We start from the raw sequence: 21,442 nt of genomic DNA, 5'->3' as shown, positions 1-21,442 counted from the left end.
CAACGGCCCGGGCCGCATCTGGTGGCAGGGCCTGCTGATGCCCTACGCCAAGAACTACCAGTTCTTCGCCTGCCCCAGCTACAACAACCCGATGTTCTACGGCGAGACGGTAGCCTATCCGACCCCGTCGGATTCCGTGTACCGCTTCCATGCCGGATACGGCATGAACTGGTACACCACCGCCAACACTGATGCAGGCTGGTTCGGCTCCAACAACATGGGATCCATCCCGAAGCCGGCGGAGACCGTGTACATCAGTGAGGGCACCAGCATCGTGGTCGGCCCCTGCCCTGGACAGACGGCCTACGTCTGGGCCAACTGGCTCGCAGGCGTCAAGGGCAGCCTGACCTACTGGCTCGGGGCTCAGCGCCACAACGAGGGTGCGAACCTCCTGTTCGTAGACGGGCACGTCAAGTGGATGAAGCTGGACGGTACCAAAGAAGACCTGTGGAACCCGGTAGACTAGATTGGCCGGCTAGCGACATACCGACAGATAGACAGAGCCCCCGGAGCGTTCCGGGGGCTCTTTTTGACCCAGGTCAAGGCGGGCCGGTTGGGCTACTTGAGGCCCCAGGCCTTCATGTTCTCGAGGCTGATCTTGAGACTGTCGAAGGGGTCGCGGTCGTAGCACTGGTCCTGCTCCACGATGTACCACTCGACGCCGGTGCTCTTGCAGGCCTCCAGGATGTTCGGCCAGTTCAAGTTGCCCTCTCCGACTTCCGCATAGCGCTGCTCGCGGCCAACGATGCGCATGTCCTTGAAGTGCGCCAGGAACATCCTGCCCTGAAGCTTGCGGATCCACGCCGCCGGATCGCCGCCGCCATGCTGTACCCAGTAGGTGTCGATCTCACCGGTCACGTACTTGGGGTCGCTGTCTTCGTAGATGATCTGCAGGCCGGTGCGGTCGCCGAACTTCTGCAGCTCAAAGCTGTGGTTGTGATAGCCGAAGGTCATGCCTGCCTCGGCCAGCTTCTTGCCGACCTCAGAGGCTTCCTTCGCGAACTGCACATAGCCCTCGGCACCGTTCTCGCGGTACACCTGGGGCAGACCGCCGATTGCCGGATACTTGCAGCCGAGGATCTGGTGCTCCTCGATGACCTTCTCGGTCTCGTCGCGCATCGCCTCGAAGCCGATGTGGGTGGCGCAGACGGTGAGGCCATTGTCGTCCATGATCTTGCGGCATTCCCTGGGGTCGATCGGCCCCATCCCGGAGATCTGCACTGCTTCGTAGCCGATCTCGCGGATCCGGGTCATGCTCTTTGCGATGTCCCCAGGCGTCTTGATGAAGTCGCGCACCGTGTACAACTGCGCCGCAATCTGGGTCTTGGACATACTGATCCTTCCTTTTCCGAGTTTGTCGGCAACCGATGTCCCTGGTATAGCCTTCCGTCTCGCGGATGCTACAGGGCCGAGGCCGGGCAGCCCGACGCACCGGCGCCTCTGAGTATGAGGGCGGGCCGAGGAGACGGCGGACCAGCAGGTTCGCACGTGCCTCCAGGGCCCCACCGTGATGTCTACTTCAGGCCTACGAACTGCTTGAAGTTGGCCGACAGAAGCCGCTCAACGTCTCGCTGCAGGTCGGCCTCCTTGACGCGCCAACCCGTCGCCACCAGGTCAGAATACTTGTCGAGCAGCACTGAGTGCAAGACCATCCGCGAGTGCCGCCACTTGTAGATGAGCTGGTCGAGGATCCGCGCATCGGAGTGCTGCGGGATCATGGACAGCCCCAGCAACTCGAGGCGCATGCGGCTGATCTCGTCGATGAGACTCGGATCGTTGAGGAACCACCAGCAACCGAAGGGCATCAGATTCGGGAGCTTGCGCGCCGCAATGCACAGCTCATGCTGGTTCTCGCGGGAGAGCATGGTGACCAGGAACCGCGCCTCTGGGTTTTCGGAGCAGATACGCTCCACGGCACGGATGTCCGCCTTGCCCACGCCGTCTCCCGCCAGCTTCAGCGCCGGGTTCAGTTGCCGCTTCACACCGATCATCATCGCAAAGGGCACGCCGGTTTCCTTCGCCACGGGGACCACACAGTTCGCGATCATCTGCGCCGCAGTGTCCGGCGACGGGTAGACGAAGGTGTCCGGCAGAGACACCGCCATGTAGGCGGGTTTCATGCGCTTGATCTCGTCCGCGAGGAACTTGCGCACTCCCTTGAAGGTGGTCTGCGTAAGGCCCTCGGTGACGTCATAGCCCCAGGACTTCAGCGTCTGCCAGTTCTTCTCCCAGAAGACCAGCACGCCGTCCAGGCGCAGCGCCGGGATGAACCTCGGATCGGTGCACCCCTTGTCCAGCCATACGGGACGCTCGACTGGATCCAGCGGATCGTTGGTCATGACGGCGGCCGAGACGTTGGACAGCTCGAGGACTTTGTCGATGTGCTGGTCGACGGTCACGTCGCGGAAGTACTCGCGAGCTGCGGCCAGGCTACCGGAGTTGACGTCGATGCCCAGGGCATTGAGCGTGGTCAGGACGCCACGGCAGGCTTCACTGACCGGCGAGCCCTCGAGGAACAGGTGCTGCCAGATGCGGTCGGCCTGCTGCTGCTTGCTGAGGGCAAAGAACTCCTCGGGCGAGGGTCCCTTCGGCGCCCGGCAGACCTCGGCGATGAGGTAGTGATAGGTTATCAGCTCATCCACGCCCCACAGCAGCAGGTTGCCGAAGTCTGCGCTGTAGACATGGGTATGCAGGTCAAGGACCGGGGTGGAGTCGAGTGTCCGCGTCAGGGCAGCACTCAACTGCGCACGGTCCTGGAGAGGTTCACAGCCCTTGCATGTAGTCATGAACAAGTCCCTCGGTTCGGTGAAGGAATGGGGTGGAGCTGCCGAGCCCCTGGTCGTCCGGAGCAGGCGGGCCTCACAAGAGTATACGCCAGGTGCGCAATACTATATGTTGAGTGTTCGCCGGACTACGTCACAACCCCTCCTTGTTCCGTCGGCGCCTCTCCCTTGACGGGCACACCACACGCGAGTAGTGTTTTGGGGGCGCGAGGATGAACAGTGAAGCAGCAAACGCCCATGCCCAACCGGGCTGTCGCTCTAGGACAGGAGTATCAACATGTCGGATTGCTCAGCACTACGTCAGCAGATACTGGACCTGTGCGCGGCCGTGCCGCCACTGGACGAAGCAGCCGGTAGAGCCGCCGCTGCACGCCAGGACACCCTCACCAAGCCTCTCGGAAGTCTCGGAAGCCTGGAGAAGCTCTCGGTCCGTTTGGCCGAGATCAGCGGGAATCCGCGGCCACGGCTGGAGCACAAGGTTGTCTTCACCCTCGCCGGAGACCATGGTGTGGTGGCCGAAGGCGTGAGCGCATATCCGCAGAGTGTGACCCCGCAGATGGTGGCCAACTTCCTTGCAGGGGGTGCGGCCATCAATGTCATCTCCCGTCACGTGGGTGCTCGCGTTGTCATCGCCGATGTCGGGGTCGTCAACGACATTCCGGGAGACACCTCCCAACTGCGCCAGATGCGCGTGGCCAGGGGAACCGCCGATATGGCTCTCGGACCGGCGATGACCGCCGACGAGATGTGGCAGGCGGTTGCTGCGGGCATCAAGCTGGTCGAGATGGAGGCTGCCCAGGGCCTGGATATCGGCGCTACAGGCGAGATGGGCATTGGCAACACCACTCCGGCCACCGCCATCCTGTCTGTCTTCTCCGGGGAGGACCCGCTGACGATCACCGGCCCCGGAACCGGTCTGAGCGCCGACGGCGTCTCGAGGAAGGTCGAGGTGATTCGCCGGGCCCTAGCAGTCAACCAACCCGACCCGAAGGAGCCCTGGGAAGTACTGCGGAAGGTCGGCGGGCTGGAGATCGCCGGGCTCACCGGGGTCATTCTCGGCTGCGCCGCACGGCGGGTTCCCTGCGTCGTGGACGGCTTCATCTCCACTTCGGCAGCCCTGATTGCTCTCCATGCGTGCCCACGGGTGCAGGGGTACCTGCTCGCCGGACACCGATCAACGGAGCCCGGCCATGACAAGATGCTGGAGCTGCTGGGGCTGCAGCCGATCCTGTCGCTGAACATGCGCCTCGGTGAGGGAACGGGTGCTGCGCTCTCCTTCTCCGTGCTCGAAGCTGCGGCGAAGATACTGGACGAGATGGCGACCTTCGGCGACGCGGGAGTGGATGAGAAGCTGTAGACGCCAGGACCGCCGGTCGGGCGAGCCGTCGCAAGGCCTGGATCGGGACCTGTCGAGCAGTGTACACGCCATGGATTCACTCACGAACTTTACAGTCTGGGGCAAGTCATGGTTCGCAGACGGCTGGTGCGGGCTTGACCGCTTCTGCAGGGAGCACGGCCTTGCCGGTATCGAGCTCCTGGCGAGTGGGGCGACGCCGGAAGCCGCACCGCCCTCGGAGCTGATCGGTGGCGTTCACCTGCGCAGTCTCGGGAGTTGGCTACCCCTCGCGGGTGTCGCGGCGACCAACTTCGGGGAAGGCTCCCAGCGCTATGCACGCGCCGAGAGCTATGGTGAGCTTGTGCGGCTCCGGGCCCAGGAGTTACGTGAGGCTGCCGTCTTCGAGCCGCAGTATGCGGTCTGGCACGCCTGCTACACGCCGGTCCCGCAGGTGTTTGGTGGCCCGGTAACCCTCACCTCCGAGCAGTTCCTACCGCTCCTGGCGCGGCTCGTGCGGGACGTGCTGGAGGAGTACCGCCCCAGCTTCCCGGTTTGCTTCGAGAACGCCTGGGGCGTCGGCCTGGACTACAGCGACCTCGATACGCTGCAGGCCTTCGCAGCAGCTCTCTCGGACCTGCCCGTGGGTCTCGTCCTTGACCTGGGTCACCATCTGAACGTGCGACGACACATCAGTACCCCTGCTGCGGCTTGTGAGGAACTCGGCAGGATCGCGGAAGGCGCGGAGCGCAAGGGGCTGTCGGTCGAGGTCTTGCACCTGCACTGGACGCCGCCCGAGGCACCGAAGAGCAGCGAGGACGGACCGCCTCCGGATGACCCCACGGCCTTCTTCGCCGATCAGGACCAGCACCGGCCCCTGGTGGATGCGAAGCTGCCGCAGGCAGTGCAGCGCCTGCATCCGCAGTGGGTGGTACACGAGCTTGGCGCGATGAGCCTGGAGGATCATGACGCAGGGCTCAGGCTTCAGGCGGGTGCGCTACGAGGAGAGGAAACGCGCTGATGTCGGGACGTCTTATCTTCGTGACAGGTGGTGCGAGATCGGGCAAGAGCACCTTCGCAGAGGAACTGGCGAGATCGCAGGGCGGTCGAGTGGCCTACGTCGCAACGGCTCTCGTGGCGGATGAGGAGATGGCGCGGCGGGTCGAGAAGCATCGCGAGCGCCGCCCGAAGGACTGGGCGACCGTGGAGTGTACGGGGCGCCTTAGTGAGGCCCTGGCCCTGGCGGCGGCGGAGCACGATGTGATCGTGGTGGACTGCCTGACAGTGTACATCGCCAGGCTGCTTCCGCTTCTGGGTGAGGAGACGGCTGACGAGGCCACGGAGGCCGAGGCCTGCGAACGCATGGATCGCGAACTCGACGAGGTGGTGGCTGCTGTGCGTTCCGGTGGCGCCGAGGTGATCGTCGTCAGTAACGAAGTGGGCAGCGGCCTCGTCCCCGCCTATCCCTCGGGCAGGCTCTTTCGTGACATGGTGGGCCGGGCAAACCAGCGGATGGCAACCGAGGCCGACTTCGCGTATCTCGTGGTCGCGGGCGTGCCTCTGGACCTGCGAGCACTGCAGGCGACACGCTTCCCCTGGAGGCACGGGGACTGATGCGAGCACTCGCCGCGGCGATCGCTTTCCTGACCACACTTCCAGTACCCGCGCGTTGCCTGGGTGGCAAGCTTGCGAGTCCGGCAAGGATGCTACTGTGGTGGGCCCCGGTGGGCGCCCTGATCGGCTGTCTCGCCGCAGGGATCACCTGGGCGGCCGCCCTCGTCCTGCCCTGGGTGACCTGCGCGGCGCTTGGGGTCGTGGCGCTGGTGGCGCTCAGCGGAGGTCTGCACCTGGAAGGCCTCATGGACACGAGCGACGGCCTGGGTTCCCGGGCTCCCCGCGAGAAGGCGCTGGAGATAATGAAGGATTCCCGTTCCGGGGCCTTCGGGGTGATCGCCGGAGCCTGTGTGCTCTTGCTCAAGTTCGGCGTTCTGGCCGGAATGGCTCCCCAGACCGGCCTCGTGGCGATCGCCCTCGCACCGATGCTCGCGCGCGTCATGCAGGTCGTCGTGATGACCGCCCATCCCTACGCGCGTCCGGAAGGTGGGATGGGTGGTGCCTTCTTCGTGGCAGCCAAGGTCGGCCACTGCGTTCTGGGCCTGGTGCTGTGCGCTGTGGCCGCGACGGCGGTCGATGCTCTGATCGCCGGCGTTCATGCGAACCTTGCTGCCCTGGGTGCAGTGCTGGTAGTCAGCGCGTGGTCCGTGATTCCGACGCGACACCTCGGCGGTCATACGGGCGACACCATCGGCGCCACCAGCGAGCTTACCGAGCTTGCCCTGTTCCTCGCCCTGGCACTCCTCGCTCACCCCTAACCTGTCCCCTGCCGACCGCCACAGGAAAACGAAACAGCCGCTCCCCGGGAGCAGTACCCGGACAGCGGCTGTGATCAGGCTTTGGACCTGCTGGAGCGTGCCGGTCAGCGGCTACTGCTCGACGCGGATCACACTGGGGATGGAGTCGACGATTCCCAGGTTGGAGATGGCGGCCAGGGCTGTGCGCAGGTGCTTCTGCTTGGCCGCGTGCATGACCCAGACGATCTCCGCCAGGCTCGGACCCACGCTTCCGCGCTGGATCACGGACTCGATGCTCACACCCTCCTGGCCGAGGATCGTCGCGATGGTTCCGAGTACGCCGGGCCGATCAGTGACGCGCATCCGCACGTAGGTCTTCGCCACGATGTCGTCCATCGGCCGAATCGTGGAGTGGCCGATGCAGGTGCAAGGGACCCGGCCACGAGCATCGTGAAGGATGTTGCGGGCACAGTCGATGACGTCCCCGACCACTGCGCTGCCGGTCGGGAGTGCGCCGGCCCCGCGACCGTAGAGCATCACGTCGTCGCAGGCGTTGCCATGCACGAAAATGGCATTGAAGACCCCGTTGACCGAGGCCAGGGGATGCGATATGGGCAGAAGCGTGGGGTGTACTCGCAACTCGAGTTCGCCGTTGCAGCGGCTGCCGATGGCCAGGAGCTTGATCGTGTACCCCATCTCCCGCGCATACTCGATATCGGTCGCGGTGATGCGAGAGATGCCCTCGCGGTAGACCTCGTCGACCTTGACCCGCGTCCCGAAGGCGATGGCCGCGAGGATGGCGATCTTGTTCTGGGCGTCGATGCCCTCGACATCGGCCGTCGGATCGGCTTCGGCATAGCCCAGGCTCTGTGCCTCGGCCAGCACGTCCTCGAACTCGCGACCCTCCTGGCTCATCTTTGTGAGGATGTAGTTCGTGGTTCCGTTGACGATGCCGATGATGCGCTCGATCTTGTTGGCTTCGAGGCTTTCCTTCAGGGAGCGGATGATGGGGATGACGCCCCCGACAGCGCCCTCGAACTCGACGTCAACGCCCCTGGCCGCCGCAGCGTCGAGGATCTCGTCGCCGAACTTGGCCATGAGCTCTTTGTTTGAGGTCACCACCGATTTGCCGCTCTCGATGGCGGTCATGACGAACTTGCGGGCGATGCCGATTCCGCCGATGGTCTCGACGATGATGTCGATGTCGGGGTCCTGGCAGACGGCCATGCCATCGGTGCTGCGGACCTCAAGGGGGACTTCGACCTCCCGCTCGCGGTCCCAGTCCACGTCAGCCACCGCAGCCACCTTGAGGGTGGCCCCGGCACGCTGGGTGATCTCGCTCTCGTTACGGGTGAGTACCTCGAAGACTCCGCCACCGACTACACCACAGCCGAGGATCCCGACCTTGATCGCGCGGTCCGACATGAGCAACTCCCCTTCTCGCAAGGTCCGAGGTTGTACGCTCGAGGGTCTGCGCCAACCAGGGCTCGCCACAGGTGGCTTTCTGCCTATCCAGCCCCTGTAAGGACTGCGTTACCACTGGGCTATCGGCTGGACGGGGGCTCAGGGAAAGGCTCAGGTCTCAATGAGCATGAGCGTGGCACCGGCCTCAACCGGCCCTGCATTCTCGGCAATCACCTGGTAGACGGTGCCGCTTACCTGAACGGAGACATCGTTGAAGAGCTTCATGGCCTCGATGAGGCCGACGGTATCGCCCTCGGAGACGACCTGTCCGACCTCAACGTAGGGTGGGGACTGCGGTGAAGGCGCTCGATAGAAGACGCCCGACATGGGGGCAAGAACGGGGACGACATTGTCGGGCAGCACCGGTTCGGCGGCAACCTCCTCAACGGGAAGCTGGCCGGGAGCCAGAGCCGTGCCCACCACAGTCGTGACCGGGTCTCGCCGTCGCACGAGGACTTCGTCCTCGCCGTCGTGTACTTCGATCTCCGCGAGGCCCTGCTGCTCAACCAGAGACAGCAGCCACTGAATGTCGTCGTCGCTGAAGGGCATATCAGTCCTCGTGGTAGTGGCGCGGCACGCGACTAGACGCCGCCCTGACACCGAACTCGCCCGCAGGCGGTCGGTGCAGGTCCGCACCAGTCGACCGGAATCACACCCAGCGACGGGCCGCGCCCGTCGCTGATCCGCTCGATGCTCTCGCGATGAGGGCTCTTTTGGTAGCGGGGGAGGGATTTGAACCCCCGACAACGCGGGTATGAACCGCGCGCTCTAACCAACTGAGCTACCCCGCCACCGTTGGCCGGCAATCGCCACAGCTAGGAGGATGAAGAGGACGACGCCCGGCGCTTCTTGCGTGCCTTCTTGCGCTTGGCCTCTTCCTCACCCCGGCGCTTTGCTTCGATCTCGCGCTGGCGAGTCCGCTCGATCTGCTCATCAAGTTCTTGGAGAGCGCGCCGGTCGAGCTGCTGGAGCGCTCCCATGTCCACCTTATGCTTGCTCATCTACAATCTACCCTCCGGAGGCATTAGGATACCGACTCCCGGCCCCGGTGTCAATAGATGGTGTTTCTTCCGGCTTGCCTACACTCCGGGGCTTGCCCGAGGAGGTAGTAGCGTCTCCAAGTCTGGCTACCCCTGGATGCCGACCGCGGTCTCGTACACCATCTGCGGCAGGCCTCGGCCGTCAGAGAGCTGGCCATACAGTTGCAGCCACTCCTTGTTTGCGGTCGTCGACGGACACCACACCGAGATGTCCCCGGCCGGAAGGGCCACTCTCCCCAGCGGCCAGGGCTCCGGGCCTCCAGGCACAGTCACTTCGCACGGTATGCGCTCGGTGTGCTGGCCGGCCCCCACACTGAAGGGCACGGTGACGGTGCTCGGGCTCCAGGCTGCCCCCAGCGCCCAGGTGAAGGTCCCGGACACGGGCTGCGAGGTGAAGTTGTACACCTGAACCTGCAAGGTGTGCGTCTGCCCGGGTGTGAAGATCGTGCTCTTCACGAGCTGCCGGGCGGTGGGGAAGTAGCCGACCAGGAACACTCCGCGCACCTGCGGGTTCTCAAGCCGTCCCCAAGCCTCGGCGGCATCGGCTGCTATGAGGGCCGCCTTGAGCACTCCCGCTCCTCCCGTGCGCTGGTAGGTAGCGGCCAGGCTGTAGCCTCTATCGAGCATCCGCAGCGCGAGCGGACGAAGGCTTCCCTCCGGCGTGTTGCCCAACTGTGTGTACAGCGTGTCAAGACGCTGCATCAGATACGCCTTGCGTGGCGGCCAGTCACCGGCAGCTCCGCGCAGACAGCGAGGTCCGGCGATGGCATCCGTCGCTTCGCCCAGCCACTCCGCGAGTCGGACCAGACGCCACAGCGAACTCGGGACCTCGGGCCGCAACCCGTAGCGACTTTGGTACCGGGCTGCAGCGTTACACAGGTTTCCGATGGAGGTGCTGATATCGCCCGCCAGGTTGTCCAGGGCACGCCCTTTGAGTGCCGGTCGGGCCGTCATGGCGTCCAGGGCCTCGCGGAGAGTGCCCAGGAGCCGGTCTGACTGACCGTCACAGCCCCAGCAGCAGTCCCAGGCCAGTGTCTTGACGTAGGGCGAGTCCGTTCCGTACGGGAAGCCGTACTCCGTGTTCATCGTGGTCTCGAAGTAGTTCCGGATCGCCTCGACCGCGTACCGGTACGCCACACCCCAGATCACCGTCGGCGCCCCGTTGAGAGTGAGGGAGCACTCCGTCCCGGGCAGGCGACGGCTGCGCCCCATCACATCAATCTGCTGGGCCCAGGTATCAAGCCCAACCGTGACAGTGGCCCCGCTATCGCTCCACAAGACCATCATTGGGCCGCCGTGACGCGCGAACACGTGGGCGGTCACTCCCTCGGCCAGGTTGACCGGACCCAGGTAGGCCGAGTCCCCCAGAAGCCAGCGACTCGTTGCATAGGCCACGTACTTCGCGTTCGGCATGTACTCGTTGTCGGACCGCAGAGAGGTCATGGCAATCGAGTTGGGGTCTTCAGGCCCCACCAGATGCGAACCGATTGCAGCGTAGCAGTACCCTTCCTCACGCCACGCACGCAGCACCGTGTACAACCGCAGGAGGTACTCGGGCTCCCCTACCCCGGCACGCGTGGTTGGGTAACACTCCGTCTGCACCGTCAGCTGCGGAATCCAGTTCCGGAAGCCCAGTTGCGGAGCGCCGTAGTAGTACTTGGGGAGCTCGGTCTCGAGGTCCTTGTTCGAGTGCCAGGAGACCTCATCAAAGAACAGGGGGCCGGCGCAGTCGTAGGTCTTGCCCATCTCCGTCCAGTGCGCGCAGGCTCCGCCATACATCACCCGTCGATCGTGGGAGGTCTGCTTGAGCACGCTGCTGGCAACCCGCAGCAGATCCAGATAGCGGGGCCAGGGACCGTAGTAGAAGTTCTGGTCGGCCTCATTCCAGATCTCCCACGAGCGGACCAGGGGGACTTCCTGCGTTGTGCCTGAGGCGGCCAAGCCAAACTCCGGTGAGGGCCATGTCACCGTCTGGGTTCCGAGCCGGTCGCGGAACATGCGTACGTATTCACCCCAGTGCTCCACTGCATCCGGGCACCAGGTGTGGCTTCGCGTTGCGTCCATGTTGTCGGGCTTCTGAGCCGTCCAGGAGGGCGAGTACCCGAGTGTCGGGATCATCTGCAGCCCCCAGCGACGGCAGACGCCCGCATACCAGTCGGCCTTGGAGGTGCGGTATGCCCCGGGTGACGGCTCATGGTCGGGCCAGCTCAGGTCGAAACGGACATAGCGTACCCCGGCCTGGGCCAGCATCTGGTAGCAGCGTTCCTCCGCGCCATTGAGCTGGAAGCCCCACAGCCTGGAGTCCTCTCCCCCCTGGTCGGGCGGCGGAATCACGCAGAACTGGTCACGGTAGAGGTCCCCCGCGTCGAAGGTGAGCTGCAGGTAGTAGACACCGTTCGCCAGTTTCCTCAAGGCCAGCTCGGTAGGCTGTCCGGCCGTGAAGCGCACGAACCCACTGGCCACAACCTGGCCCTCGTAGTTGCGCACCTCGTAGGGCACCTTCTGGGCGTCACTGTCGGTGGTGATCGACAACTGCGCGGTCTCTCCGGTGTAGAAGGTGCGTGCGACGCGAGCCGTTCGAAGATGGCACTCGACGGCTGCGGAACACGGCAGTACGTGCACCAGACTGGCGGCGGCAAGCAGCGCGATCCCTACAAGAGGCGGTCGCCTGACCATGTATGACCCTCCTTGCTCAGGCACGAAGCCGGCTACCCTCCTCTTCGGCCTCCTCCGCGGCAAGCTTGAGCCCGCGCGATGGGGTCATCCGGGGAAGGTCTCCGCTGGTGCCGGCGGGAATCACCTCGCGGGGGGTGTGACGCGCTGGAACTGCAATCGATGCAAGGAGAACACCTTCCAATGGCTTCGCCCATGCCGCTATTCAGAGAGGCCTCCGAGTGGCCGGTTCTTGGTGAGTACGAGGTCGCCGTCTTCGGAGCCGGACCTGCCGGAATCGGCGCGGCCTGCGCAGCCGGCAGACTCGGAGCCCGGACGATCCTCGTGGAGCAACTCGGCTTCCCCGGAGGCGTCGCGACGGCAGCCTGCTGCCCGTACTTGATGGGCTTCGGACACGGGGGCCGACAGATCGTCGGCGGGGTTGCCGACGAACTGGTGCGTGAACTCGATGCCATGGGTCACGCCCGGTTCATGACCACTCCCTGCGGGACTCCTGAGCCGCGTCCCATCGGCAGTCGCGCGCTGACCACCAACGTGATCGTCTCAGTGGAGGGCCTGCGTGTGGCCGCGAACCGGCTCCTGGAGCGCGCCGGAGTTTGCAGGCTCTACTACACGTCGCTGGTGGGGGCGGTGGCAGAGGGCGACCGGGTCCTTGCGGCGGCCGTGAACCGCAAAGAGGGCCTGGGGCTGATCCGCGCCAGGGCCTTCGTGGACGCCACGGGGGATGCCGACCTGGTCTGGCGCGCCGGTGGCGGGGTTCGTGACTACGCCGTCGAGGAGTCCATGACCAAGTCGCTGCTGATGCGAGTCGGGGGCGTTCCGCACTTCCATCGCGGAGCGGTGGAGGAGGTCTTCGCCCGCCTGGTGGCAGAGGGGAAGGTCCCCTTTGAGGCTCAGGACCGGTTCATGGGCTTCGCGCTCCTGAATCCCGGTGAGGTGCTGCTCAACTTCACCCTGATTGCCGGGAACGGCCTCAGCTCAGAGGACCTGACGCGGATGGACGGCGACCTGCGGGAGCAAGCGCTCGTCACTGTGGAGTGGTTCCGACGGGAAGTGCCGCAGTTCGCCCACTGCTTCCTGGTGGACGTGGCAGCGCAAGTCGGCGTCCGTGCGGGGCGCGGAATCGTCGGGCTCGAGACCATCACCCCGCAGGATCTCGACGACAACACGCCGGTGCCGGAGCCTGTGTCCCTGGGCCAGCGAAGCTACGGCGGCCATGGCCTGACGGGGTTTGCCCCTGCCTGGCACAAGTCCAACCCGGGTCTGCGCGGTATTCCCTGGCGAACGCTTCTCTCGGCGAGCTTCACCAATGTCGCGACCGGTGGCCGGTCGGTGTCCTGCGATCCCCGGGCGCTGGATAGTCTGCGCCTGATGTCCCGCTGCATGGCGACCGGTCAGGCTGCCGGTGTCTCGGCCGCCCTTGCAGCCCAGGCAGATGGCGCGATTCCCCCGGTCGGGTATGCTTCGGTCCGCGAATCGCTTCTGGGCCAGGGCGCGATTCTGGAATGACCGGCTTACGAGGATGGGGCGTCAGCGGGCCAGAGCGGAAGGAAATCGGCCGTGCCTGACGAATCGGCTCTCAGACGCCCAGGTCAGGCATCCAGTGCCGCCCAAGGAGTGGTGGACATGGCTGAGGCAGTGTTGCTGGTGACCAAGCGAGGCTATGCCAAGGTAGTGGAGGCCGAGGAGTTCCCAACGCGAGGTCGTGGCACCCGCGGTGTGACGGCCTTCAAGCTGTCTGAGGAGACAGGACCCGTCGTCTGTACGGAGCATGTGCAGACGGGTCGCGGGCAGCGCGTTCTGGTCGTCACGGCTCAGGGCATGGCGCTCATGACGTCCGTCGACGACCTTCAGACACGCAAGCGCACCTCCGGTGGGGTACGCCTCATGGCCGTGGCGGAAGATGACAAAGTGGTGAGCGTTCTCGTCTAGCCCTGGGCTGCGTCCTTCCCGTTTGCACAAAGAGCTTTGTCCGAGCCATCGAGTCCCGGAGGCACTCCGGGGCTTTGGTGGTGCCTAGTTGTGTTCCGTTCAATCGCGCTCTCGGAGGTCTCACATGTCAGGTTCGAAGCTACGCCTCGCCGTGATCGGCGTGGGCTCGTGGTCCAACCGCATCCACATCCCTCAGATCCTCTCGCACCCTCACGCCGAAGTGGTGGCTCTGTGCACGCGCACGGAGGAGAAGCTGCGGCAAACCGGCGAGGAGTTCGGCGTCGACCGGCTCTACACCGACTACCGGCAGCTCTTTGCCGAGGGCGGTCTGGACGCCGTCACGATCAGCTCCACACACAACGCGCACTACCCGATCGCCAAGGCCGCGCTCGAGGCCGGCCTGCACGTCTTCTGCGAGAAGCCGCTGGGTATCAACTCACTGCAGACGAAGGAGTTGGCCGAACTCGCCAAGCGTCGCGGCGTCAAGACGATGGTGGCCTTCACAAACCGCTGGGTTCCTGAGTCAAGGTACGTGAAGCGCCTCCTTGACGAGGGCTACCTCGGTCAGCCCTTCCACTACAACGGCTGCCAGCTTGCCGGGTACATGCGTCCCGGCGGGAACTGGCGCTGGCGTGCCGACCCGATGCTGGGCGGCGGAGGCGTGCTGTACGATCTGGGCTCGCACAACATCGACCTCGCGCAGTGGTTCCTGGGGCCGATGCGTGCCGTGTGCGCGACTATGAAGACGGCGGTCCCAGAGCGCTCCCGCGACGGCGAGATGGTCCCAACTCCCGTCGACGACACTGAGGGCTTCATCGCCGAGTTCGCGAACGGCACCCAGGGCATCTTCCACGTCAGTTGGGTATGTCCCGGCGACCGGGTCATGCGCCACGAGATCGCGGGCAGCGACGGCTTCCTGCGCCTCAACCTGTTCCATGATGTCTGGATCAACGGCCTCACAGGCTGCAAAGCCGGTGACCCCGACGCCGTGAAGATGACGGTGCCTGACGACCTGCAGGGCAACATCCCGCGGGAGGTCGCGACGCCTGAAGAGCGCGAAGTGGCACGCCAAGCCTTCTTGAAGCAGTCGCCCAGCCTGGTCCGGGCCTTCCTCGACAGCATCGTCAAGGACACCGATCCGGGGCCCAACTTCGCCGACGGCCATGCCACCCAGCAGGTCATGGACGCTATCTTGCTCAGCCACCGTCAGCACCGGTGGGTCGAGGTCGGTGAGGTCTCCTAGACCGTGGCACGGGAGTGCAGGTTCTGCTTCGGCTGCGTGGTTCTGGGGCCTCAAGACGGAAGACGGTTCGCGTCACCTTTGCCATCAATCCATGGGAGGGAAGGGTGCATATGCCTTCGCGTCATGACCGTCGTGAGTTCCTGCGACAGGTCAGTCTGGGGACAGCCGGAGCAGCCCTGGGCACCGGAGCTCTGGCTGGACTGCTGACCTCGGCGGGCGCTGCTCAGGAGCGGCCCAACTTCGTCTTCCTCCTCGTCGATGACCTGCGCTTCGATGCGATGGGATTCATGGGGCATCCGCAGTGGCTGCGGACGCCGAACATCGACCGTCTACGCCGCATGGGCACCCACTTCACCAATGCCTTCGTGGTGCACTCGCTGTGCGCCCCGAGCCGCTGCGCCAACCTCAGCGGGATGTACGGTCACAGTAACGGCGTCCGCGACAATATGGGCCACGACCCGTATCCTGAGGTGCGCACCTGTCCCCTGGCGCTGCAGGAGGCGGGCTACAACACCGCCTTCGTGGGCAAGTGGCATATGGCGAACACCAATATGCCCCGTCCCGGCTTCGACTACTGGCTCAGCTTCGTCGGCCAGGGGGTGTATGAGAACCCGACGCTCAATGAAAACGGCCGAGAGTTCAAGGCCGAGGGCTACATGACCGACCTCCTGACGGACTACGGCGTGCGGTTCCTGGAGCAATCTCGCACCCGACCCTTCTCCCTGTGTCTGTGGCACAAGGCCGTCCATGGCCCCTTCACCCCGGCAGAGAGACACCGAGGGCTTTACCCGGACGCCGAGTACCCCGCGCCGGAGAGCTTGCAGGACGACCTGTCCGGCAAGCCCCATTGGCAGCGCGCGGTGCAGACCAATCCCCAGGGCCCCGATGTATACGGCAAGCCCGCACCCGACAAGCTTCCACCGGCCACCTGGGACCCGAAGGCCAAGGGCCGGCTGGACTACTACCGGACCCTCGCAGCCGTCGACGACAGCGTCGGCAAGGTCCTCGACACACTGGAAAAGACCGGGCAGATAGAGAACACCGTCCTCCTCTTCGCGGGAGACAACGGTTTCTTCTTCGGCGAGCACCGGCGGGGCGACAAGCGGCTGATGTACGAGGAGTCGCTACGCGTTCCCTTCCTGATGAGCTACCCGCGGCTGATCAAGCCGGGCTCGACCACCGATGAGATGGTGCTCAACATCGATGTAGCGCCGACTCTGCTCGATCTGGCCGGCGCTCCTGCGGTGCCACAGATGCAGGGCAGGTCCATGAAGCCGCTGTTCACCGGCCAGAGGACGGCGTGGCGCACCTCCTTCCTGTACGAGTACTTCCAGGACGGCAGCTTCGCGATTCCGCCGATGGTCGGTGTCCGCACTGAGCGATGGAAGTACGTCACCTATCCGACGCTCAAGGACATCGACGAGCTGTACGACCTGGAGCACGACCCACAGGAGATGCACAATCTGGCGCTGGATCCGGCCTACGCTGCCCAGCTCGCGACGATGAAGGCCGAGATGGAGCGGCTCAAGAAGGAGACGAACTACACGGAGGCCCCGCCACCACCGCCGAGGCCAAAGGTCATGGGTCCGGCCACGCTGGCGCTGCACTACAGCTTCGACCGCGACACGGCGACTGAGGCACGGGATGACTCCGGCATGGGTAACGCGGGCAAGCTGACCGGTACGGAGCTGACGGGAGGCAAGCAGGGCGATGCACGGCGGTTCGGCGGTGAGGACAGCATCGAGGTGTCGAAGTCCAAGAGTATCAGCCCCGCCGACCGGCCCTTCAGTGTCGAGTTGTGGGCCAAGGCCTACGAGGGCAAGGGCGTTCTCGTCTCCCACGGGGGCAAGTCGAACGGCTACGTGCTGTACCTCGAGGCCGGTGTTCCCCACTTCGGAGTTCGACTGCCGGACGGTCTGTATGAGATCGCCGCACCGAAGGCCGTCGGTGATGACTGGGTCCACCTTGCTGTCGTGATGACCGGGACTGCCGAGATCAAGCTCTACGTCAACGGCAAGGAGGTCGCCTCGCGGGAGGTACCGCAGTTCATCGCTCAGGACCCGAACGAGACGCTGTGCCTTGGCATGGACCGCGGCTCCCTGGTGGGCGACTACGGGCCGGAGAACGGCTTCGTGGGCCTCATCGATGAGCTGAAGGTCTACGGTGGCGCGCTGCAGCCCGCCGCGATCGAGGCGGCCGCCAGAGGCTGAAGACGGCCAGTCCAAGGGCAAGGGAGCGCAAAGGCCGGGTGATGACCAGAAAGCAAGCGGGAGCCCTCTCGGAGTCGTCACCCGAGGGACATCTGATTCTCGATGCACTCCGGTGCCGCTTCGACCTCACTGCCCGACAGCGGCTGGCAGAGGGCGTTGCTCGGGGCGTCGACTGGCCGCTGGTCCTTGAGGAGTCGCGGAGGAGGGGCCTGCTGCCCTTCGTCGCAGAGGCCCTGCGCAAGCACGATCTTCTGGGGTACGTGCCGAAGGACCTTCGCACGGCGCTGGAGGGCTACCTGTGCAACCTCGCGGCGTTCTCGCTCCTGGGACGGCAGGTGCTGGAGCAGGTCGAGGAAGCGCTCGCGGGCAGGCCGCACCTGATGCTTCGCGGGCCGATGCTGGGTGAGTACCTGTATGGCCCCGACGTCCCGCGCCCCTTCAGTGACCTCGATGTTGCGGTTGACTGCTCGGACACGGAGGGGATCTGGACGGTCGCCCAGGCCCTGAGCAACGGTCGGCCCTTCCGGACGAAGTGGGTCACGAGTCGCGAACTGGACGAGTACGTACTGCTGTCCTCGGCGGAGCTCACGGTCGAAGAGGCCGAGGAGTTGGCCTCGCAGGCCTTCCTGGCCGAGGTCCAGATCCAGGTCACGCCGCAGGTCGGCGTCGAGCTGAAGCCCTACCTCTCGCGCTACTACCAGAGCGCCGGCGACCTGGAGGTCTCCTGGCCAGAGCGGGTGCAGGTAACCTGGCTGGGGCTGCAGGCAGGCATCCCACCTGCCGAGATACTGGTCGCCCATCTTGCCGACCATGCCGCTTACCATCCCTCGGCACGGCATCGTCTTCTGCCCCTGGTGGACATCGATGCGCTGATCCGCAAGCAGGCGAGCTTTGATTGGGATGCATGTGCCGAGAGGGCCAGACAAATCGGCGCACAGCTTCCGCTCCTGATCGCCCTGGGAACCTGTCGGCGAGTCCTGGCGACGTCGGTGCCTGAGGACCTGGAAGGGAAGCTGGACCTTCCGCGCAGACAGCGTCGGATTGGCGAGACCGTGTCGCGAGCCGACGTCTTCACAACCGGAACGGGGCCTGTGACGCCCTATGCCCCACTACTCGAACTGCTGCGGCAGCCGAGGCGGATTCCAGCCCTGAGGCCGGGGCTCCAGGTGCGGAAGCTGACCCGAGCGCTGTTCCCTTCGAGGGCCTTTGTGAGGTGGCAGTACGGAACCGGCCCGGGTGCCGGAAGGCTTGTCTTTGGGTACCTGGAGCACTGGCGACGACAACCGCAACGGGCCCTCGGACGCTGGTGGTTGCCACCAAGAGCCCGGCTGTTTGAGCCACCTCCCGCTTCGCGCAACACTTGAAACGGGACGGTGACCTGTGTATACTGGTCTACAGGTGAGGTGACAGCCTGGTGGCAGCCTGACGCCAGGTCTGCGTCTTTGTTGTGGGGACGAGCACACGACGACCGTCGCGGCGCGAGGTGTACTGACGTCGGCTGGCTTTCGTTTCCAGAGGGGTGCGGTCCAGACATGAAGAAGCACTATGAAGCTCCAGAAGTCAGGCTGATCCCGGTCAGGCCCGAGGACGCGGTGCTGCAGCAGTATGGCAGCCCCGAGCAGGAAGCCCTCAAGCAGGTCGGTCTCGGGTCAGGCGATAGCGGCAAGTAGACCCAGTTCGTGTCGGTGTGGACGTCACTATCTTGCGCACGCACCCTTTCCCCTTCAGCTTTTCCGTCGGCGGTCTGACGACGCTCACGCGCTGCAGCGATGCGGCGCTTGAGTTGGATGTACCGGAGCCTGTCGCGCCCTTCAGCTCCCCCGCAGACCGACCGGATATCGATCTTGAGGTCAGTGTGAAGCCCCTCGCGGAGCCCTCTGCCGAGGGGCTTGTGTGTGACTCGGGCGGCATCTGGCGAATCCACCAGACGGCCGAGGGATGGCGGCTGACTTGCCCGCCGACCTGGCCTGCACGCCTCTTCGAGTTGGACAGCGGCCTTGCCCATGGGCGACTGTACTGCGACCCACGGACGGTGCGCCAGGAAGACGGCCACACCGCAGTTCAGGCCCTCGAACGTCCCGGCTTCCAGATCCTGCATCACTGGCGGCTGGCGCAAGACGGCGGCCTGATGGTGCATAGTGCCGGCGTTGTCCATGAGGGACGAGGGCTGCTCTTCGCCGGCACCTCCGGGGCCGGAAAGACCACGATCTCCCGCCTGTGGAACGCTCACGGCGCCACCGTTTTGAGCGACGAGCGCAATTGCCTGCGACCCCCGGCAGGTGGTCCAGCGCAGGTCTTCGGCACGCCCTGGCCCAGTGTTGACGGCTTCTGGTGCAACCAGCAGGCTGACCTGGCCGCCATCTTCCTGATCGAGCACGCTCCACAGAACGTTCTCCAGCCCATCACCGGCGCAGAGGCAGCCGCAAGACTCTACGCTTTCAGCTTCGTGCCTCCCTTTGATCCCCTGCTCGTTGCCCAGAGCCTGATGGTTGCCCAGCGAATCGCCGGGACAGTGCCCTGCTTCCGCCTCGGCTTCGTTCCTGACCCGTCAGTCATCGACTGCGTCCTGCGCGTACTCTGAACCCTGGGGGAACTCGCCATGACCCGTCGCTACATCCTTCCCACGCTCCTGCCGGCGCTCACCTGCTGTCTTGTCGGTGTGACGATGACTGCCTCCTTCGGAGCCGAACCGGCCACACGAACCGCCGCAGTGGATTCTGAGGGCGTGCTCCGCTGGCAGGATGACAAGAGCGAGGTTGCACTGCTCGGCGTCAACTACTACGTCCCCTTCTCCATCGACTACCAGCGTCTGCAGCTTCTGGGGCTCGATCACGACCAGGCGATCCGCGATGACCTCACCCACTTCCAGCGTCTCGGGATCAGTGCGATTCGTCTCCACTGCTGGGACCGCGAGATCAGTGACCGCGAGGGCAACCTGGTCGACAACGAGCACCTGCGCCTGCTGGACTACCTGATCGCCCAGTGCAAGGAGCGCGGGATCTACTGTGTCATGACCCCGATCGCCTGGTGGGGTGCGCCGAATCCGGGCGGCTTCTCCGACCTCTACAAGATGCCGCAGATGACCACGGACAAGGCCTCCTGGCCTGCACAGCGGCGGTATCTGGGCCAGTACATGAACCACGTGAACCGCTACACGGGTCTGGCCTACAAGGATGACCCGGCGATCATCGCCATCGAGCTCATCAATGAGCCGCTCTACCCGCAGGGCACGACCGAGCCGCAGATCACCGAGTACATCGACACGCTGACTGCGGCCGTGCGAGAGACTGGTTCGCACAAGCCGGTGTTCTACAACTGCTGGCAGGGGCATGACGCGGCTGCCGGAGCCTCCACGCTGGATGGCTGCACCTTCGGCTGGTACCCGACGGGTCTCGTGAACGGTGCGATCCTGGTCGGCGATCACCTGCCGAAGGTCGATGACTACCCTTCCATGCGCAGCCCCCGGCTGACGAAAAAGGCCAAGATCGTCTATGAGTTCGACGCTGCCGATGTGCATGGCTCTGTGATGTACCCCGCCATGGCCCGGGCCTTCCGCAGCGGCGGCGGACAGATCGCAACTCAGTTCCAGTATGAGCCGATGTGCATCGCGGGCACCAACTCGAACTGGCAGACACACTATCTGAACCTGGCCTACACCCCGCACAAGGCCATCAGCTTCGCAATTGCGGCCGAGGTCTTCCGGCGCATTCCCCGTCTCTCCCAGTTCGGCAGCTATCCTGCCAACACTCGCTTCGGCGACTTCCACCTGAGCCACCCGGACGACCTCAGCGAGATGGTGACCCGTGACAGCTTCCTGTACTCCAACAGCACGACCACGAACCCGCCGGCGCCGCAGGAGTTGGTGAGAATCGCCGGTCATGGGTCCTCGCCGGTGGTGCGCTACGAGGGAACCGGCGCTTACTTCCTGGAGCGCCTCGCACCGGGGCTGTGGAAGCTGCAGGTGTACCCCGATGCGGTGATGGTCGCCGATCCCTACTCGGGTGGCGACAGCGAGAAGGTGCGTGTCCTGTGGGCGAGGCACAGCATGACGGTGACGCTGCCAGACCTTGGGTCGAGCTTCTCGCTCCTGGCCTGCGATGCCGAAGGGCGACCCAAGCCGGCCTCGACCGTCACCGGCGAGATGCAGCTCAGTCCGGGGATGTACGTGCTCGCCAAAGCGGGCGTTGCAGTGCCTGAGACGGTACCCGGGGTGCCCTTCGTGGCGCCGGCCTCTAGCACGAAGCCGCCGGCCGCCTTTGTGTCGGCTCCCGACCAGTGGCGAGAGGGCAAGGACATGAAGGTGCAGGCGACTGTCGCTACCGCCGACCCGGTGGAAGCCAGCCTGCGGGTGCGACCGTCAGGGGCGACCAGCTTCGTGGACATACCCATGCAGGCGACCCGGCCCTACGAGTA

General features: G+C 65.0%; 19 protein-coding genes and 1 tRNA gene. 13 read left to right on the top strand and 7 right to left on the bottom strand.

The window, feature by feature from the left end:
• Nucleotides 1-466 (top strand): H-X9-DG-CTERM domain-containing protein (locus tag ABFE16_18005; protein MEN6347197.1); only part of this gene is annotated, 466 nt, incomplete at its 5' end.
• Nucleotides 467-558: 92 nt separating this feature from the next.
• Here ABFE16_18005 and ABFE16_18000 read toward each other — a convergent pair.
• Together ABFE16_18000 and ABFE16_17995 are read right to left on the bottom strand one after the other, a co-directional pair.
• Nucleotides 559-1,332, bottom strand: a complete 774-nt coding sequence (locus ABFE16_18000; GenBank protein MEN6347196.1) for a sugar phosphate isomerase/epimerase — start codon at nt 1,330-1,332, stop codon at nt 559-561.
• A 182-nt stretch (nt 1,333-1,514) separates the two neighbouring features.
• Nucleotides 1,515-2,786 carry a glucuronate isomerase gene (locus tag ABFE16_17995; GenBank protein MEN6347195.1) on the bottom strand — a complete coding sequence of 424 codons (1,272 nt, stop codon included), beginning with the start codon at nt 2,784-2,786 and terminating at the stop codon, nt 1,515-1,517.
• A 274-nt stretch (nt 2,787-3,060) separates the two neighbouring features.
• Here ABFE16_17995 and cobT point away from each other — a divergent pair, with 274 nt between their 5' ends.
• From cobT to cobS, 4 genes are all read left to right on the top strand, one after another.
• On the top strand, nt 3,061-4,140 hold the full coding sequence (gene cobT / locus ABFE16_17990) for a nicotinate-nucleotide--dimethylbenzimidazole phosphoribosyltransferase (GenBank protein MEN6347194.1): 1,080 nt from the start codon (nt 3,061-3,063) through the stop codon (nt 4,138-4,140).
• Nucleotides 4,141-4,210: 70 nt separating this feature from the next.
• Nucleotides 4,211-5,137 (top strand): hypothetical protein, encoded by a 927-nt coding sequence (locus ABFE16_17985; GenBank protein ID MEN6347193.1) that lies wholly within the window; start codon nt 4,211-4,213, stop codon nt 5,135-5,137.
• On the top strand, nt 5,137-5,730 hold the full coding sequence (gene cobU / locus ABFE16_17980; GenBank protein MEN6347192.1) for a bifunctional adenosylcobinamide kinase/adenosylcobinamide-phosphate guanylyltransferase: 594 nt from the start codon (nt 5,137-5,139) through the stop codon (nt 5,728-5,730). The genes ABFE16_17985 and cobU overlap by 1 nt, the downstream gene beginning before the upstream one ends.
• The gene (gene cobS / locus ABFE16_17975; protein ID MEN6347191.1) at nt 5,730-6,488 is read left to right on the top strand and encodes an adenosylcobinamide-GDP ribazoletransferase; all 759 of its coding nucleotides are present in this window, start codon (nt 5,730-5,732) and stop codon (nt 6,486-6,488) included. The genes cobU and cobS overlap by 1 nt, the downstream gene beginning before the upstream one ends.
• A 111-nt stretch (nt 6,489-6,599) precedes the next feature.
• Here the strand turns inward: cobS and ABFE16_17970 are convergent, their stop codons facing one another.
• The 5 genes from ABFE16_17970 to ABFE16_17950 form a co-directional block, all read right to left on the bottom strand.
• Nucleotides 6,600-7,892, bottom strand: a complete 1,293-nt coding sequence (locus ABFE16_17970) for a homoserine dehydrogenase (GenBank protein MEN6347190.1) — start codon at nt 7,890-7,892, stop codon at nt 6,600-6,602.
• A 150-nt stretch (nt 7,893-8,042) separates the two neighbouring features.
• Nucleotides 8,043-8,480 (bottom strand): biotin/lipoyl-containing protein, encoded by a 438-nt coding sequence (locus tag ABFE16_17965; GenBank protein ID MEN6347189.1) that lies wholly within the window; start codon nt 8,478-8,480, stop codon nt 8,043-8,045.
• 165 nt (nt 8,481-8,645) lie between these two features.
• Nucleotides 8,646-8,722, bottom strand: a tRNA-Met gene (locus ABFE16_17960).
• Between the two features lie 24 nt (nt 8,723-8,746).
• Nucleotides 8,747-8,932: a hypothetical protein gene (locus ABFE16_17955; GenBank protein MEN6347188.1), complete on the bottom strand. Its 186-nt coding sequence runs from the start codon at nt 8,930-8,932 to the stop codon at nt 8,747-8,749.
• Nucleotides 8,933-9,058: 126 nt separating this feature from the next.
• Nucleotides 9,059-11,647, bottom strand: coding sequence for a hypothetical protein (locus ABFE16_17950; GenBank protein MEN6347187.1), 2,589 nt, complete (start codon nt 11,645-11,647; stop codon nt 9,059-9,061).
• A 180-nt stretch (nt 11,648-11,827) separates the two neighbouring features.
• Between ABFE16_17950 and ABFE16_17945 the strand changes: the two genes are divergently transcribed.
• From ABFE16_17945 to ABFE16_17910, 8 genes are all read left to right on the top strand, one after another.
• Complete coding sequence (locus ABFE16_17945; protein MEN6347186.1) at nt 11,828-13,153, top strand: FAD-dependent oxidoreductase; 1,326 nt, start codon at nt 11,828-11,830, stop codon at nt 13,151-13,153.
• Between the two features lie 117 nt (nt 13,154-13,270).
• Nucleotides 13,271-13,576 (top strand): DNA gyrase C-terminal beta-propeller domain-containing protein, encoded by a 306-nt coding sequence (locus ABFE16_17940; GenBank protein MEN6347185.1) that lies wholly within the window; start codon nt 13,271-13,273, stop codon nt 13,574-13,576.
• Between the two features lie 124 nt (nt 13,577-13,700).
• Complete coding sequence (locus ABFE16_17935) at nt 13,701-14,819, top strand: Gfo/Idh/MocA family oxidoreductase (protein ID MEN6347184.1); 1,119 nt, start codon at nt 13,701-13,703, stop codon at nt 14,817-14,819.
• A 110-nt stretch (nt 14,820-14,929) separates the two neighbouring features.
• Nucleotides 14,930-17,029, top strand: coding sequence for a sulfatase-like hydrolase/transferase (locus ABFE16_17930; GenBank protein MEN6347183.1), 2,100 nt, complete (start codon nt 14,930-14,932; stop codon nt 17,027-17,029).
• Between the two features lie 41 nt (nt 17,030-17,070).
• Nucleotides 17,071-18,393 (top strand): nucleotidyltransferase family protein, encoded by a 1,323-nt coding sequence (locus tag ABFE16_17925; protein MEN6347182.1) that lies wholly within the window; start codon nt 17,071-17,073, stop codon nt 18,391-18,393.
• Nucleotides 18,394-18,561: 168 nt separating this feature from the next.
• Nucleotides 18,562-18,699, top strand: coding sequence for a hypothetical protein (locus ABFE16_17920; GenBank protein MEN6347181.1), 138 nt, complete (start codon nt 18,562-18,564; stop codon nt 18,697-18,699).
• A 32-nt stretch (nt 18,700-18,731) separates the two neighbouring features.
• Nucleotides 18,732-19,610 carry a hypothetical protein gene (locus ABFE16_17915; protein MEN6347180.1) on the top strand — a complete coding sequence of 293 codons (879 nt, stop codon included), beginning with the start codon at nt 18,732-18,734 and terminating at the stop codon, nt 19,608-19,610.
• A gap of 18 nt (nt 19,611-19,628) precedes the next feature.
• The coding region (locus ABFE16_17910; protein ID MEN6347179.1) for a cellulase family glycosylhydrolase at nt 19,629-21,442 on the top strand (1,814 nt) is incomplete at its 3' end.

The sequence above is a fragment of the Armatimonadia bacterium genome, from assembly GCA_039679385.1.
Classification (GTDB): domain Bacteria; phylum Armatimonadota; class Zipacnadia; order Zipacnadales; family JABUFB01; genus JAJFTQ01.
The sequence above is the reverse complement of the archived record's forward strand: the minus strand, read 5'-3'. Positions and strand labels throughout refer to the sequence as shown.

Coding starts and splice junctions, on each gene's coding strand:
- ABFE16_17985 (MEN6347193.1), top strand. CDS start 4,211: ATGGATTCACTCACGAACTTTACAGTCTGGGGCAAGTCATGGTTCGCA.
- ABFE16_17940 (MEN6347185.1), top strand. CDS start 13,271: ATGGCTGAGGCAGTGTTGCTGGTGACCAAGCGAGGCTATGCCAAGGTA.
- ABFE16_17945 (MEN6347186.1), top strand. CDS start 11,828: ATGGCTTCGCCCATGCCGCTATTCAGAGAGGCCTCCGAGTGGCCGGTT.
- ABFE16_17955 (MEN6347188.1), bottom strand. CDS start 8,932: ATGAGCAAGCATAAGGTGGACATGGGAGCGCTCCAGCAGCTCGACCGG.
- cobU (MEN6347192.1), top strand. CDS start 5,137: ATGTCGGGACGTCTTATCTTCGTGACAGGTGGTGCGAGATCGGGCAAG.
- ABFE16_18000 (MEN6347196.1), bottom strand. CDS start 1,332: ATGTCCAAGACCCAGATTGCGGCGCAGTTGTACACGGTGCGCGACTTC.
- ABFE16_17995 (MEN6347195.1), bottom strand. CDS start 2,786: ATGACTACATGCAAGGGCTGTGAACCTCTCCAGGACCGTGCGCAGTTG.
- cobT (MEN6347194.1), top strand. CDS start 3,061: ATGTCGGATTGCTCAGCACTACGTCAGCAGATACTGGACCTGTGCGCG.
- ABFE16_17925 (MEN6347182.1), top strand. CDS start 17,071: ATGACCAGAAAGCAAGCGGGAGCCCTCTCGGAGTCGTCACCCGAGGGA.
- cobS (MEN6347191.1), top strand. CDS start 5,730: ATGCGAGCACTCGCCGCGGCGATCGCTTTCCTGACCACACTTCCAGTA.
- ABFE16_17920 (MEN6347181.1), top strand. CDS start 18,562: ATGAAGAAGCACTATGAAGCTCCAGAAGTCAGGCTGATCCCGGTCAGG.
- ABFE16_17950 (MEN6347187.1), bottom strand. CDS start 11,647: ATGGTCAGGCGACCGCCTCTTGTAGGGATCGCGCTGCTTGCCGCCGCC.
- ABFE16_17970 (MEN6347190.1), bottom strand. CDS start 7,892: ATGTCGGACCGCGCGATCAAGGTCGGGATCCTCGGCTGTGGTGTAGTC.
- ABFE16_17935 (MEN6347184.1), top strand. CDS start 13,701: ATGTCAGGTTCGAAGCTACGCCTCGCCGTGATCGGCGTGGGCTCGTGG.
- ABFE16_17965 (MEN6347189.1), bottom strand. CDS start 8,480: ATGCCCTTCAGCGACGACGACATTCAGTGGCTGCTGTCTCTGGTTGAG.
- ABFE16_17930 (MEN6347183.1), top strand. CDS start 14,930: ATGCCTTCGCGTCATGACCGTCGTGAGTTCCTGCGACAGGTCAGTCTG.